Raw genomic sequence first — 15,561 nt, 5'->3', positions numbered from 1 at the left:
AGTGCTAGGGTCAAAAATTAATGAGGTTCCGTCGTTAACGATTTTGGTTTCGGTGAACTCTTGAAAGTTGCCCATCGGTCTTGCATTTGAAAAGCAGGGTATTGACGGGGTCTTTCAGGTGCTTTGGAAACATAAATTCAAGTGAAAACTACCATTTTCCCACGGACCTTAAAATAAAATAAACTTGCGGTGTCTGCCGGAAGTTTATGGCAATCCTTCGGGAGTGCCAGATTCTAACTTTTGAACCTTAAACAGCTTCCACTTGTTTATGGTTCAAAATTAGGATTTTAAATGACCTTGCCGGTGTAGCTCAGGGGTAGAGTGCTTCCTTGGTAAGGAAGAGGTCACGGGTTCAAATCCCGTCATTGGCTCAATTTGAGAATTTGAACACTAATATATAACTAAGATTAAAATCAAGTAAAATGGCAAAAGAGAATTTTAACCGGAACAAGCCGCACCTTAACATTGGTACGATTGGGCACGTTGACCACGGAAAAACGACCTTGACTGCTGCTATCACTAAGGTATTGGCAGAAGCCGGTTTTTCTAAGACAGCTGCAAAATCTTTCGACCAGATCGATAACGCTCCGGAAGAAAAAGAAAGAGGTATTACTATCAATACTTCACACGTAGAATACGAAACAGCTAACCGTCACTACGCTCACGTTGACTGTCCAGGTCACGCGGATTACGTTAAGAACATGGTTACAGGTGCTGCCCAGATGGACGGTGCTATCCTTGTTGTTGCTGCAACAGACGGGCCAATGCCACAGACTCGCGAGCACATCCTTTTGGGCCGTCAGGTTGGTATTCCAAGAATCGTTGTCTTCATGAACAAAGTGGACATGGTTGACGATGCTGAGCTTTTGGAGCTTGTTGAAATGGAAATCCGTGACCTATTGTCTTTCTATGAGTACGATGGAGATAACGGACCAGTTATCCAGGGTTCTGCTTTGGGTGGATTGAACGCTGATCCAAACTGGGTTCCTAAAATCCTTGAACTAATGGAAGCTGTTGACAACTGGATCGAAGAGCCAGTACGTGACAACGCTAAGCCTTTCCTTATGCCGGTTGAAGACGTGTTTACTATTACAGGTCGTGGTACTGTTGCTACAGGACGTATCGAAACTGGTGTAGCTAACACAGGTGATCCGGTTGAAATCATCGGTATGGGTGCTGACAAATTGACTTCTACAATCACTGGAGTTGAGATGTTCCGTAAAATCCTTGACCGTGGAGAAGCTGGAGATAACGTAGGTCTTTTGTTGCGTGGTATCGATAAAGCTGACATCCGTCGCGGTATGGTTATCATTAAGCCAGGATCTGTTAAGCCACACGCTAAGTTCAAGGCTGAGGTTTATATCTTGAAAAAAGAAGAAGGTGGTCGTCACACGCCATTCCACAACAACTACCGTCCGCAGTTTTACGTTCGTACAACTGACGTAACCGGAACTATCCAGTTGCCTACAGGAGTTGAGATGGTTATGCCAGGTGATAACTTGACTATCGAAGTTACTTTGTTGAGCCCAATCGCTTTGAGCGTAGGTCTTCGTTTCGCTATCCGTGAAGGTGGACGTACAGTTGGTGCAGGACAGGTTACTGAGATCCTCGACTAATTAGATTAAATTATATAAGAAACCAGCGGTGCCCTTGTGCTGCTGGTTTTTATCAAACGGGTGTAGTTCAAGGGTAGAATAGCGGTCTCCAAAACCGTTGATGGGAGTTCGAATCTCTCCACCCGTGCAAATAAAGTACAAATGAAGGTTTTTAATTATATATCCGAAGCATTTGGGGAGTTGCGTGACAACGTGACCTGGCCGGAATGGGCAGAGGTTCAAAAATACACCATAGTTGTGGCTGTATTCTCGGTTGTTTTCGCATTAGCTACCTGGGGTGTCGATGAGACTTTCTCCAAAGCTCTTGCAGGTTTCTTCACTTGGGTAAAAGGATAAAAAATTCGCGATGACAGACAGTAGTTTGAAAAAATGGTATGTTGTCCGTGCGGTTAGCGGTCAGGAAAATAAGGTCAAGAATTATATCGAAACCGAGATCAACCGGTTGGGTATGAGTGATCATATTTCCCAGGTTCTTGTCCCGACTGAAAAAGTGGTTCAGGTACGCGACGGCAAAAAAGTCACCAAAGACCGTGTGTATTTTCCGGGATACGTGATGATTGAGGCAAACCTTGTTGGTGAGATTCCCCACATCATCAAATCCATCACCGGAGTTATTGGATTCCTTGGCGAAGTAAAGAACGGAGATCCCGTGCCTTTGCGCCTTGCCGAAGTTAACCGTATGCTTGGTAAAGTCGATGAATTATCTGTTAAGGCAGATGGTCCGAACATTCCGTTCAACATCGGCGAAACCATCAAAGTTATCGACGGGCCTTTCAACGGGTTCAACGGTACAGTCGAGAAGATTAATGAAGACAAGCGCAAGCTCGAAGTCATGGTTAAGATCTTCGGACGTAAAACACCTCTGGAGCTTAGCTTCATGCAGGTTGAAAAAGTATAATTTGTTACATTTTATATAATCACATCAATCGCTTCCAATTGATAGATGTGCTAAATTTTTTAAACAATGGCTAAAGAAGTTAGTAAAGTAGTTAAACTACAAGTTAAGGGAGGTGCTGCGAATCCGTCGCCACCGGTTGGACCTGCTTTGGGAGCTGCTGGGGTTAACATCATGGAGTTCTGTAAGCAGTTCAATGCCAGAACACAGGATAAACCCGGCAAGATTTTACCGGTACAGATTACCGTGTATAAAGACAAATCGTTTGATTTTGTCGTGAAAACTCCTCCGGCAGCCGTACAATTGATGGATGCTGCTAAGCTGAAAGGCGGATCAGGTGAACCTAACCGTAAAAAAGTGGCTAGCGTCACTTGGGATCAAATCAGGGCTATCGCCGATGATAAAATGGCAGATTTGAATGCCTTTACCATCGAAAAAGCAATGAGCATGGTCGCAGGTACTGCAAGGTCAATGGGTATAACCGTAAGCGGGACTGCTCCGTTCTAATTCAGGAAAAAGACATGGCAAAATTGACAAAGAAGCAAAAAGAAGCTGCTTCGAAAATCGAAAAAAACAAACTGTACTCTCTGAAAGATGCATCCAGCCTGATCAAACAGATCGCTTCTGCAAAATTCGATGAGTCTGTGGATATCGCTGTACGTCTTGGAGTAGATCCTCGTAAAGCGAACCAAATGGTACGTGGTGTTGTAACACTTCCACACGGAACAGGTAAAGACGTTCGCGTCCTTGCATTGGTCACTCCGGATAAGGAAGCTGAAGCGAAAGCTGCAGGTGCTGACCACGTTGGTCTTGATGATTATCTGCAAAAAATCAAAGACGGTTGGACTGATATCGATGTGATCATCACTGTACCTGCCGTTATGGGTAAACTAGGTCCTTTGGGTCGTATTCTTGGTCCTCGCGGATTGATGCCGAACCCTAAGACAGGAACGGTTACCATGGATGTAGCGAAGGCAGTTGCCGAAGTTAAAGCAGGTAAGATCGACTTTAAAGTGGACAAAACAGGTATCGTTCATGCCGGTATCGGAAGAATTTCTTTCGACGCTGACAAGATCGCTGAAAACGCCCACGAAATAATCCAAACACTAATCAAACTGAAGCCGACTGCGGCCAAAGGACAATACATCAAAGGAATCCACTTGTCAAGTACAATGAGTCCTGCGATTCCTTTGGATTCCAAAGCTGTATAATCAGTAAAGTTTTTTAATCATGACTAGACAAGAAAAATCACAGGTTATTGAAGACTTGACTGCACAGTTGGCCGGAACGAATGTTGTATACCTGACAGACATTTCCGGACTTGACGCAGAAGCGACTTCTAACCTTAGAAGAACTTGCTTTAAAGCGGGTATCACTTTGAACGTAGTGAAGAATACCCTGCTTGAGAAGGCGATGGAAGCTTCTGACAATGATTATGGCGATTTGCCGACAATCCTTGCCGGGAACTCAGCCATCATGATCGCAGAGAACGGAAACGCTCCTGCCAAAGTAATCAAGGAATTCCGCAAGAAATCTGATAAGCCGTTGCTCAAAGGTGCTTTCATCCACCAGGCTATTTTTATCGGAGACAATCAGCTGGATGCACTGATCGCCCTTAAATCTAAGGAAGAAGTTATCGGTGAAATCATCGGGTTACTTCAATCTCCTGCTAAAAATGTTGTTTCTGCCCTTAAATCGGGTGGTGGCAAGATTGCCGGAATCCTTAAAACCCTGTCTGAGAAATAAATCAGGCAAGCGAAAATCGCGCACTAGTACCAATTATATTTCATTACAAATTATTTAAATCGAGAAAAAATGGCAGATTTGAAACAATTCGCAGAACAACTGGTTAACCTTACAGTAAAAGAAGTTAACGAGCTTGCAACAATCCTTAAAGACGAGTACGGAATCGAGCCTGCAGCTGCTGCTGTAGTTGCTGGTCCAGCTGCTGGTGGTGGTGAAGTAGCCGCTGCTGAAGAGCAAACAGAATTCACTGTAGTATTGAAAGATGCTGGTGCTTCTAAACTTGCTGTAGTTAAAGCTGTAAAAGAACTTACAGGTCTTGGATTGAAAGAAGCTAAAGATTTGGTTGACGCTGCTCCATCAAACGTGAAAGAAGCTGTTTCTAAAGATGAGGCTGAAGGCCTGAAAAAATCTTTGGAAGAGGCTGGAGCTGTAGTTGAGCTTAAATAAGTCCAACCGCTTTTAATAAGCTAGGTTTAGGCCTTGGGAAATGCTCCCAAAGGCCTAAACCATTTTTCGTATAATAAAATTCTTAGCGTTTTATTATCAACCCGGTAGCAATACCAAAGCTTTTAGTCAGTACGAAGAAAAAATGGGCGAGCTTGGTTCATTTATAAAGAGGTGCTGACCTAAAAAAGAAAAGCAGTGTTTTACACAAAAACTACTTTTTTTTAATCAAAATTTTGTCCATTTGATGATCACAAATCAGAATGAAAGATTAAATTTTGCCTCCACCAAAAACATCCCGGCCTATCCGGATTTCCTCGATGTTCAGGTAAAATCTTTTAAAGACTTCTTCCAGTTGGAAACCAAGTCTGATGAAAGAGGCAACGAAGGTCTGTACAACACCTTCATGGAAAACTTTCCAATAACTGATACCCGCAACCAGTTTGTACTGGAGTTCCTCGACTATTTCGTCGATCCACCGCGTTACAGCATCCAGGAGTGTATCGAAAGAGGACTGACTTACAGTGTGCCGTTGAAAGCACGTTTGAAACTGTATTGTACAGATCCCGAGCATGAAGATTTTGAAACGATCGTACAGGATGTGTACTTAGGAACTATTCCGTACATGACGCCAAGCGGAACCTTTGTTATCAACGGAGCCGAGCGTGTCGTAGTATCACAGCTTCACCGTTCACCTGGCGTTTTCTTTGGCCAGTCTTTCCACGCCAACGGAACCAAATTATACTCTGCAAGGGTAATTCCGTTCAAAGGATCATGGATCGAATTCGCTACCGACATCAACAATGTCATGTATGCGTATATCGACCGTAAAAAGAAATTACCGGTTACTACCTTGTTCCGCGCCATCGGTTTCGAACGCGACAAGGACATCCTTGAAATATTCGACCTTGCCGAGGAAATCAAAGTTTCCAAGACAGGTCTTAAAAAGTACATCGGCCGTAAGTTGGCTGCAAGGGTACTGAATACATGGCATGAAGATTTCGTTGATGAAGATACAGGAGAAGTTGTATCTATCGAGCGTAACGAAATCATCCTTGACCGCGACACCATCCTGGATAAAGACAATGTCGAGGAAATCGTCGAAGCCAACGTGAAATCTATCCTGTTGCACAAGGAAGATAACAATCAGGCCGATTACGCCATCATCCACAACACGCTTCAGAAAGACCCGACAAACTCGGAGAAAGAAGCCGTCGAGCACATCTACCGCCAGTTGCGTAACGCAGAACCGCCTGATGAGGAAACAGCACGCGGCATCATCGAGAAGCTGTTCTTCTCGGATCAGCGTTACAACTTAGGTGAAGTCGGTCGTTACCGGATGAACAAAAAGTTGAACCTTGATATTCCAATGGAAAAGCAGGTCTTGACCAAAGAAGATATCATTACCATAGTCAAATACCTGATCGAACTCATCAACTCTAAAGCAGAGATCGATGATATCGACCACTTGTCAAACCGTCGTGTACGTACTGTCGGTGAGCAATTGTCACAGCAGTTCGGTGTCGGTCTTGCCCGTATGGCCAGGACGATCCGTGAGCGTATGAACGTTCGTGACAACGAGGTATTTACCCCGATCGATTTGATCAACGCGAAAACACTTTCGTCTGTGATCAACTCGTTCTTCGGAACCAACCAGCTTTCTCAGTTCATGGACCAGACGAATCCACTTGCCGAGATCACGCACAAGCGTCGTCTTTCTGCACTTGGACCAGGCGGTCTGTCACGTGAAAGAGCAGGATTTGAGGTTCGTGACGTCCATTACACGCACTACGGTCGTTTGTGTCCTATCGAAACTCCGGAAGGTCCGAACATCGGTCTTATTTCCTCGCTTGGTGTGTATGCCAAAGTGAACGGAATGGGCTTCATCGAAACGCCTTACCGTGTGGTTACGGATGGTAAAGTAGATTTGAAGGCAGAGCCGATTTATCTTTCTGCAGAGGAAGAAGAAGGAAAACTGATTGCGCAGGCAAACATCGATATGAATGAAGATGGAAAAATCACAGCTGACCGTGTCATTGCACGTGAAGAAGGTGACTTCCCGGTTGTCGAGCCAACGGTAATCCATTATACAGACGTTGCCCCGAACCAGATTGCGTCGATTTCCGCATCCCTGATTCCGTTTTTGGAGCATGATGATGCGAACCGTGCGTTGATGGGATCGAACATGATGCGTCAGGCCGTGCCATTGTTGCGTCCTGAAGCCCCGATCGTTGGAACTGGTCTGGAAAGACAGGTTGCTTCTGATTCCCGTGTATTGATCAATGCAGAAGGCGACGGAGTTTGCGAATATGTAGATGCCAACATCATTACGATCAAATACGACCGTACTGACGAGGAGCGTTCGGTTTCATTCGATCCGGATGAAAAAACATACAACCTGATCAAATTCCGCAAGACCAACCAAAGTACGTCGATCAACCTGAAGCCGATTGTCCGCAAAGGCGACCGCGTGAAGCTTGGACAGGTTCTTTGCGAAGGTTATGCGACCCAAAACGGTGAGCTTGCCCTTGGCCGTAACCTTCAGGTGGCGTTCATGCCATGGAAAGGGTACAACTTCGAGGATGCAATCGTGATTTCTGAGAAAGTCGTTCGTGACGATATTTTTACATCAATCCACGTTGACGATTATTCCCTCGAAGTCCGCGATACCAAACTGGGTAACGAGGAATTGACGAACGACATCCCGAACGTATCGGAAGAGGCTACCAAAGACCTCGATGAAAACGGTATGATCCGAATCGGTGCAGAAGTAAAACCTGGCGACATCCTTATTGGTAAGATCACTCCAAAAGGAGAATCTGACCCTACGCCGGAAGAAAAATTGCTTCGTGCGATCTTCGGTGACAAAGCCGGTGACGTGAAAGATGCTTCATTGAAAGCTTCTCCATCGCTTCACGGTGTCGTCCTTGATAAAAAATTGTTCGCGCGTGCTATGAAAGATAAGCGCAAGCGTACAAAAGATAAAGACGATTTAGGTAGTCTGGAAATGGAGTTCGAAGTCAAATTCGTCGAGCTTAAAGACAAACTGATCGACAAATTGTTCAACATCATCAACGGTAAGACATCTCAGGGTGTCATGAACGATCTGGGTGAAGAAGTCCTTCCGAAAGGAAAGAAATACACGCTCAAGATGCTTCACGCCGTAGAAGACTTCGCTCACCTTTCAAAAGGTCAGTGGGTTGCCGATGACGAAACGAACAAGCTTGTCAACGATTTGATCCACAATTACAAGATCAAACTGAACGACCTGCAAGGTGCATTGAGACGTGAGAAATTCACAATTACCGTTGGAGATGAATTGCCGGCTGGAATCCTGAAACTTGCCAAAGTGTATATCGCCAAGAAACGTAAGTTGAAGGTTGGTGATAAAATGGCTGGACGTCACGGTAACAAAGGTATCGTGGCACGTATCGTTCGTGAAGAAGACATGCCGTTCCTTGAAGATGGAACTCCTGTGGATATCGTATTGAACCCGCTTGGTGTACCATCTCGTATGAACATCGGGCAGATTTACGAAACCGTTCTGGGATGGGCCGGTAAAAAATTGGGTAGAAAATATGCTACACCAATCTTCGACGGAGCCACGCTTGATCAGATCAACGAACTGACGGACGAAGCAGGAATCCCAAGATTCGGACATACCTACCTGTACGACGGAGGAACCGGAGAGCGTTTCCACCAACCGGCGACAGTAGGTGTGATCTACATGCTGAAACTCGGACACATGGTTGACGATAAGATGCACGCGCGTTCTATCGGGCCATACTCTCTTATCACACAGCAACCGCTTGGTGGTAAGGCGCAGTTCGGTGGACAGCGTTTCGGGGAAATGGAGGTTTGGGCTCTTGAGGCTTACGGAGCTTCGAGCACACTCCGCGAGATCCTTACGGTAAAATCAGATGACGTTATTGGTCGCGCCAAAACTTACGAGGCTATCGTAAAAGGTGAAACCATGCCGGAACCAGGCTTGCCGGAATCATTCAACGTATTGATGCACGAACTGAAAGGTTTGGGGCTTGATATCCGTTTGGAAGAATAGTATTGAGTAGTGGGTATTGAGTCCTGAGATATGACTCAATACTCATACTGATATCTCAATACTAAAAACAACAACTTTCATTTAAAGATCAGTTAGTATGACTATGATGAATAACAGAAATAATAAAGACAAAAACCCAATCAAAAGATTTGACAAGATCTCAATAGGGTTGGCGTCTCCGGAATCAATCCTTGCGGAATCAAGAGGGGAGGTTCTGAAACCTGAAACGATCAATTACCGTACGCACAAACCAGAGCGTGACGGGTTGTTCTGCGAGCGTATCTTCGGGCCTGTAAAGGATTTTGAATGTGCCTGCGGTAAATACAAACGCATCCGATACAAAGGAATCGTATGTGATCGTTGCGGTGTTGAAGTGACCGAGAAAAAAGTACGTCGCGACAGGGTAGGGCACATCAATCTTGTGGTGCCTATCGCTCATATCTGGTACTTCCGCTCGCTTCCGAACAAAATTGGCTATATCCTTGGGCTTCCGTCAAAGAAGCTGGATATGATCATCTATTACGAGCGTTATGTGGTGATCCAGGCAGGTATCGCAAAAAATCCTGATGGGGAAACACTTAACCGTCTCGACTTCCTTACAGAAGAAGAATACCTGAATATCCTTGACACCCTTCCACAGGAAAACCAATATCTTGACGACAATGATCCGAACAAGTTCATTGCCAAGATGGGAGCGGAGTGTATCATGGATCTTTTGGCCCGTACCGATCTTGATGCCCTTTCTTATGAATTGCGTCACTCGGCAAATACCGAAACGTCTAAGCAACGTAAGACAGAAGCGTTGAAGCGCCTGCAGGTTGTGGAATCTTTCCGTGATGCCAATGCAAACCGTGAGAACCGTCCGGAGTGGATGATCATGAAAGTGGTTCCGGTCATCCCGCCTGAATTGCGTCCGTTGGTGCCGCTTGATGGTGGCCGTTTCGCGACTTCAGATTTGAATGACCTGTACCGTCGTGTCATCATCCGTAACAACCGTTTGAAGCGTCTGATGGAGATCAAAGCTCCGGAAGTGATCCTTCGTAACGAAAAACGTATGTTGCAGGAATCGGTAGATTCATTGTTCGATAATACACGTAAGGCATCTGCCGTAAAAACAGAATCGAACCGTCCGCTCAAATCGCTTTCCGATTCATTGAAAGGAAAACAAGGACGTTTCCGTCAGAATCTGCTTGGAAAACGTGTGGATTATTCGGCACGTTCGGTTATCGTCGTTGGACCGGAACTAAAATTATACGAATGCGGTCTGCCCAAAGACATGGCTGCAGAACTATACAAACCGTTCGTTATCCGTAAGCTTATCGAGCGCGGAATCGTGAAGACGGTAAAATCTGCAAAGAAAATCATCGACAAGAAAGAGCCTGTAGTTTGGGATATCCTGGAAAACGTGATCAAAGGTCACCCGGTTCTCCTGAACCGTGCCCCAACTTTGCACCGTTTGGGAATCCAGGCGTTCCAGCCAAAACTGATCGAAGGAAAAGCGATCCAGCTTCACCCATTGGTCTGTACGGCGTTCAACGCGGATTTCGATGGTGACCAGATGGCGGTCCACTTGCCACTTGGCCCTGAAGCGATCCTTGAAGCTCAATTGTTGATGCTTGCGTCACACAACATCCTGAACCCTGCGAACGGTGCGCCAATCACGGTACCTTCACAGGACATGGTTTTGGGTCTGTACTACATGACCAAAGAGCGTTTGTCTACTGCCGATATCAAAATCCTTGGTGAAGGCCTGGTGTTCTATTCTGCAGAAGAAGTGAACATCGCCCTAAACGAAGGCAAACTGGAACTCAACGCCCGTGTGAAAATCCGTGCGAAAGATTTCAACGAAGAAGGCGAACTGGTTTGGAAAATCATCCAGACAACTGCCGGCCGTGTCCTCTTTAACGAAGTAGTTCCGGAAGCTGCAGGATATATCAACGAGGTATTGACCAAGAAGTCGTTGCGTGACATCATCGGGAAAATCCTTGCCGTAACGGACGTTCCTACTACAGCTGCGTTCCTTGACAATATGAAAGACATGGGTTATCGTTTCGCTTTCCGCGGCGGACTGTCGTTCTCTTTGGGCGATATCATCATCCCGGAAAGAAAAGAAGAACTCATTGCCGATGCCAACGAGCAGGTTGAAGGTATTACCATGAACTATAACATGGGTCTTATCACGAACAACGAGCGTTACAACCAGGTTATCGATGTATGGACTTCGACCAATGCTTTGCTTACAGAGCTTGCCATGAAGAACATCCGCGAAGATCAGCAAGGTTTCAACTCGGTGTATATGATGCTTGATTCAGGGGCGCGTGGTTCTAAGGAACAGATCCGTCAGCTGACAGGTATGCGTGGTTTGATGGCCAAGCCGAAGAAATCGACCGCTGGTGGTGGTGAAATTATCGAAAACCCGATCCTTTCCAACTTTAAGGAAGGTCTTTCGATTTTGGAATATTTCATCTCGACGCACGGTGCACGTAAAGGACTTGCGGATACGGCTTTGAAAACGGCCGATGCGGGTTACCTGACACGTCGTCTGCATGACGTTTCACAAGATGTCATCGTAAACGAAGTAGATTGCGGAACCTTGCGCGGTGTAGAAGTGACTGCCTTGAAGAAAAACGAGGAAGTCGTTGAAACGCTAGGTGAAAGAATCCTCGGACGTGTTGCACTTCAGGATGTCGTCAACCCGTTGAACAATGAAATCCTTGTTCACGGTGGCGACCAGATTACCGAAGCGGTGATGCGCAGGATCGAAGAATCTCCGGTAGAAGCCGTAGAAGTCCGTTCGCCATTGACTTGCGAATCTTACAAAGGAATCTGCGCCAAATGTTACGGTCGTAACCTGGCAACGGGCAAGATGACCCAAAAAGGTGAAGCTGTCGGTGTAATCGCAGCACAGTCTATCGGTGAGCCTGGAACACAGCTTACACTTCGTACGTTCCACGTTGGTGGTACGGCGGGTAACATTTCTGAAGAAAGCAGAATTGAAGCGAAGTTCAAGGGGCGTATCGAAATGGAAGACCTTAAAACGGTTAAAGGTGAGGATTCAGAGGGGAATACCGTCGATATCGTAATCTCACGTTCAACTGAACTGAAGTTGGTCGACCTTTCTACCGGTATCGTATTGAATACACATAACATCCCTTACGGTTCAAGCATCTTCGTAAAAGATGGTGACGTGGCCGATAAAGGAACCGTGATCTGTAAATGGGATCCGTATAACGGGGTTATCATTTCTGAATTTACCGGTAAAATCGCTTATGAAGATCTTGAGCAAGGACAGACTTTCCAGGTTGAGATTGATGAGCAGACTGGTTTCCAGGAGAAAGTAATCTCTGAAGGACGTAACAAGAAACTGATCCCGACACTCCACATTTACGGTAAGGACAACGAGCTTATCCGTTCGTACAACCTTCCTGTGGGCGCTCACCTTATGGTTGAGGACGGAGAGAAGATCAAGGCTGGAAAAATCCTTGTGAAAATCCCGCGTCGTTCCTCTAAAGCTGGTGATATCACCGGAGGTCTTCCGCGTATTACGGAGCTTCTCGAAGCACGTAACCCGTCGAACCCGGCTGTGGTATCTGAAATTGACGGTGTCGTTTCTTTCGGAAAAATCAAACGTGGTAACCGCGAGATCGTGATCGAATCCAAATTCGGTGACGTCCGTAAATACCTTGTGAAATTGTCTAACCAGATTCTGGTACAGGAAAATGACTTCGTGAAAGCTGGCCTTCCTTTATCTGATGGTGCGATCACTCCGGAAGATATCCTCAGAATCCAGGGACCATCTGCTGTACAACAGTATCTGGTCAACGAGATTCAGGAGGTTTACCGTTTGCAAGGGGTTAAGATCAACGACAAGCACTTTGAGGTTGTCATCCGTCAGATGATGCGTAAAGTACAGGTCCAGGATCCGGGAGATACACTGTTCCTTGAAGACCAACTCATCCATACCAAAGACTTTATCGTAGAAAACGATAAGCTCTACGGAATGAAGGTGGTCGAGGATGCAGGTGATTCCGATAATCTTAAGCCAGGTCAGATCGTGACTCCACGTGAACTTCGTGATGAGAATTCATTGCTGAAGCGTAACGATAAGAACCTTGTCTCTGCCCGCGATGTCATCACGGCTACGGCTACTCCAATACTTCAGGGTATTACGAGAGCGTCATTGCAGACCAAGTCGTTCATCTCGGCTGCATCGTTCCAGGAAACCACCAAAGTATTGAACGAAGCTGCGGTTGCAGGTAAAGTCGATTCGCTTGAAGGTTTGAAAGAGAACGTCATTGTGGGTCACAGGATTCCGGCTGGTACAGGTATGCGTGATTACGATCAGGTCATTGTAGGTTCTAAAGAAGACTACAATGAAATGATGGCCAACAAAGAAGAATACAATTATTAATAGTCATGGCTGACAACAATCAACCTCAGCAAGGGTCTATCAATATCGAGCTTGATGAAGCAACGGCAGAAGGGATTTATTCCAATCTGGCCATCATCAACCATTCGGCTTCTGAATTTGTTTTGGACTACGTGTGCATCATGCCCGGAACGCCAAAGGCCAAAGTCAAATCACGGATTATCCTTACGCCTCAACATGCCAAAAGGTTGTTGAAAGCATTAGGGGAAAATATCCACAGGTTTGAACAGGCGCACGGTGAAATCCGCGAGTTTGAGCAAGCGCCAATCCCGTTGAACTTTGGTCCGACAGGTCAGGCGTAACATATCAATATCTAGTAAAAAGGCTGCAAGAAATTGCGGCCTTTTTTATTTGCCATATCTGCGGTATTCTCAAATTCAGGAATTCATTTTTAGAATTTATTAACACGCAAACGTTATAGTTGGCAATAATGAAATCTACATCGATTTCGTAACTCTATAATTATATACTTTCGTTTGTCCGAAACATATAGTGATTTCTAAAACAAGGAATTACAAAAGTTGGGATTCAATTTAACCAAACGGATTTATGAAAAAACTTTTACCTCTATTATTTCTTGCATGTTGCTGGCCGGGTATAGCCCAAACGGTGAACTACACCATGCAGACCGGAAATTTCAATGCGACACAAACAGTCAATACGAACGGCAGCTACTTTGCCGGTGCTTTCAACAACAATGGGACGGAAATCGGGACATATGCTAACGGAAACGGGTCACCGTACATAGGCGATCCGGGAGTAGCTTTATTCCAGACCTTTAACATCGGCGGTACGGGTTCTGCTTCTGCACGTGCTTTGCAGGTAGGCGATGAGTTCTCGATAACTTGTTATGTTGGCAATTCATCTAACTTTTTCGATAACAGTTCTGCGGGTATTTCTTTCAATGGCGGTACAGCCAATGGTTCCGTATCGAATTATTCCACATCGCAAAGGGCAAAATTCCAGATCAACAAGAATGGCAACTGGTTCCCTATGGCGGCTTCTTCATTGATTGGTTACGCCACTCCGGCTCAGGATGTGACTTTTACATTCAAGGTTACATCTGCCAAAACACTTAATATTGGAGTAAATACATCCAATGGAGTATATAATTACGATGTGTTGATGGCCAATTCTCCATCAGGGTCAGGTAGTAACATCCAGAGTTTTGCGATATGGAACCAGTCCAGTGGCAGCTCTAATAATATGTATTGGAAAAATGGATCGCTCACCAGTACAGGTAGCGTGGAAATAGGTGGAGGAAATGCCAGTGTTACTTTCGATGGTGTGATTTCGGACGGATTACTGGCAAACTCAACCGCTACGGTAAAAGTGAATAGCCTTACAAAAAGCGGAACCGGGACCTCGACGTTGAGCGGTGTAAATACCTATACGGGAAGTACGACAATTTCCAATGGTACGCTTGCTGTTTCAGGTTCACAGGCTTCCGTTTCTTATTCAGTGGCTGCAGGTGCTATCCTGCAATTACTATCTTCTAACGTAATCAATGATACAGCGGGCCTGACCTTGAACGGAGGTACTTTAAATACAGGATCAGGGAATTCCGAGACTTTGGGAACTTTGAATCTGTCAGCTTCATCGGTAATTGCATTGGGATCAGGAAATCATTCCCTCACTTTTGCGAACAGCAGCGGTGTAACATGGAATGGATCTACGCTGACCATTACCGGATGGAACGGTACGGCCGGACAATCCAATACGTCCGGCGGGAAAATTTTTGTAGGTGTCGGCGGATTGACCTCTGGCCAGCTTTCCAAAATCAATTTTTCAGGATTCAGCGGAACGCCGGTAATTTTACCTTCAGGGGAATTGGTTCCTGCTGCGCCTCAATTGTCGGTCACCTCCGGATCATTGGATAATGGATCGGCATGTGTGGGTGCTTCGGCCTCTGCAATCACTTATACTATTTCGAATACGGGAGGATCGGCTACGAATGTATCGGTTGTTTCAAACAATAGTGAATTTGTGGTGAGCAACCTTTCGTCAACATCAATTGCCACTAACGGAACTGCGACCTACATGGTAACTTTCACTCCTTCGGGCAGCGGGAACCGCACGGCAAATATCACCATCACATCAACGCCGGCCGGAAACACTCCTGTAGTGAGTGCAGTCTATGGTAATGGTAACGCCAATGTCACTTACTACGCCGATGCCGACGGAGACACCTACGGTAACACCGCAGTTTCCCAATCGAGCTGTACAGGTTCGCCTGCAGGTTACGTGACCGACAACACCGATTGCAACGATGCCGACAACACGAAACACGCTTCGTTCCCTTTCTATGCGGATACCGATGGCGATACGTTCGGGGCCGGTTCTTCGGTGAGTGTCTGTGCTGTCGATGCCA

Annotated in this window: 11 protein-coding genes and 2 tRNA genes; all 13 read left to right on the top strand. The window is 45.8% G+C overall.

The window, feature by feature from the left end; translation table 11 throughout:
• Positions 1-299 precede the first annotated feature (299 nt).
• Positions 300-371, top strand: a tRNA-Thr gene (locus G6047_RS01505).
• Between the two features lie 51 nt (positions 372-422).
• On the top strand, positions 423-1,616 hold the full coding sequence (gene tuf, locus G6047_RS01500; protein WP_169525703.1) for an elongation factor Tu: 1,194 nt from the start codon (positions 423-425) through the stop codon (positions 1,614-1,616).
• 56 nt (positions 1,617-1,672) lie between these two features.
• A tRNA-Trp gene (locus G6047_RS01495) sits at positions 1,673-1,743 on the top strand.
• Between the two features lie 14 nt (positions 1,744-1,757).
• Entirely contained in the window at positions 1,758-1,952 is a 195-nt protein-coding gene (secE, locus tag G6047_RS01490; protein WP_169525702.1) for a preprotein translocase subunit SecE, read from the top strand.
• A gap of 10 nt (positions 1,953-1,962) precedes the next feature.
• Positions 1,963-2,514 carry a transcription termination/antitermination protein NusG gene (gene nusG, locus G6047_RS01485; protein WP_169525701.1) on the top strand — a complete coding sequence of 184 codons (552 nt, stop codon included), beginning with the start codon at positions 1,963-1,965 and terminating at the stop codon, positions 2,512-2,514.
• 66 nt (positions 2,515-2,580) lie between these two features.
• Complete coding sequence (gene rplK / locus G6047_RS01480; protein WP_169525700.1) at positions 2,581-3,018, top strand: 50S ribosomal protein L11; 438 nt, start codon at positions 2,581-2,583, stop codon at positions 3,016-3,018.
• A gap of 14 nt (positions 3,019-3,032) precedes the next feature.
• Positions 3,033-3,722, top strand: coding sequence for a 50S ribosomal protein L1 (gene rplA, locus G6047_RS01475; RefSeq protein ID WP_169525699.1), 690 nt, complete (start codon positions 3,033-3,035; stop codon positions 3,720-3,722).
• A 19-nt stretch (positions 3,723-3,741) separates the two neighbouring features.
• On the top strand, positions 3,742-4,257 hold the full coding sequence (rplJ, locus tag G6047_RS01470; RefSeq protein ID WP_169525698.1) for a 50S ribosomal protein L10: 516 nt from the start codon (positions 3,742-3,744) through the stop codon (positions 4,255-4,257).
• Between the two features lie 69 nt (positions 4,258-4,326).
• Positions 4,327-4,704: a 50S ribosomal protein L7/L12 gene (gene rplL / locus G6047_RS01465; protein ID WP_169525697.1), complete on the top strand. Its 378-nt coding sequence runs from the start codon at positions 4,327-4,329 to the stop codon at positions 4,702-4,704.
• A 244-nt stretch (positions 4,705-4,948) separates the two neighbouring features.
• Positions 4,949-8,761: a DNA-directed RNA polymerase subunit beta gene (gene rpoB / locus G6047_RS01460; RefSeq protein ID WP_169525696.1), complete on the top strand. Its 3,813-nt coding sequence runs from the start codon at positions 4,949-4,951 to the stop codon at positions 8,759-8,761.
• Between the two features lie 103 nt (positions 8,762-8,864).
• A complete protein-coding gene (gene rpoC / locus G6047_RS01455) occupies positions 8,865-13,172 on the top strand; it encodes a DNA-directed RNA polymerase subunit beta' (protein ID WP_169525695.1) in 4,308 nt (1,435 codons plus the stop codon).
• Positions 13,173-13,177: 5 nt separating this feature from the next.
• A complete protein-coding gene (locus G6047_RS01450; protein WP_169525694.1) occupies positions 13,178-13,492 on the top strand; it encodes a DUF3467 domain-containing protein in 315 nt (104 codons plus the stop codon).
• A 247-nt stretch (positions 13,493-13,739) separates the two neighbouring features.
• Positions 13,740-15,561, top strand: a 1,822-nt coding sequence (locus G6047_RS01445; RefSeq protein ID WP_169525693.1) for a beta strand repeat-containing protein, incomplete at its 3' end; no start/stop codon positions are given.

Source organism: Flavobacterium silvaticum (assembly GCF_012911565.1).
Taxonomy (GTDB): domain Bacteria; phylum Bacteroidota; class Bacteroidia; order Flavobacteriales; family Flavobacteriaceae; genus Flavobacterium; species Flavobacterium silvaticum.
The sequence above is the reverse complement of the archived record's forward strand: the minus strand, read 5'-3'. Positions and strand labels throughout refer to the sequence as shown.

Coding starts and splice junctions, on each gene's coding strand:
- tuf (WP_169525703.1), top strand. CDS start 423: ATGGCAAAAGAGAATTTTAACCGGAACAAGCCGCACCTTAACATTGGT.
- secE (WP_169525702.1), top strand. CDS start 1,758: ATGAAGGTTTTTAATTATATATCCGAAGCATTTGGGGAGTTGCGTGAC.
- nusG (WP_169525701.1), top strand. CDS start 1,963: ATGACAGACAGTAGTTTGAAAAAATGGTATGTTGTCCGTGCGGTTAGC.
- rplK (WP_169525700.1), top strand. CDS start 2,581: ATGGCTAAAGAAGTTAGTAAAGTAGTTAAACTACAAGTTAAGGGAGGT.
- rplA (WP_169525699.1), top strand. CDS start 3,033: ATGGCAAAATTGACAAAGAAGCAAAAAGAAGCTGCTTCGAAAATCGAA.
- rplJ (WP_169525698.1), top strand. CDS start 3,742: ATGACTAGACAAGAAAAATCACAGGTTATTGAAGACTTGACTGCACAG.
- rplL (WP_169525697.1), top strand. CDS start 4,327: ATGGCAGATTTGAAACAATTCGCAGAACAACTGGTTAACCTTACAGTA.
- rpoB (WP_169525696.1), top strand. CDS start 4,949: ATGATCACAAATCAGAATGAAAGATTAAATTTTGCCTCCACCAAAAAC.
- rpoC (WP_169525695.1), top strand. CDS start 8,865: ATGATGAATAACAGAAATAATAAAGACAAAAACCCAATCAAAAGATTT.
- G6047_RS01450 (WP_169525694.1), top strand. CDS start 13,178: ATGGCTGACAACAATCAACCTCAGCAAGGGTCTATCAATATCGAGCTT.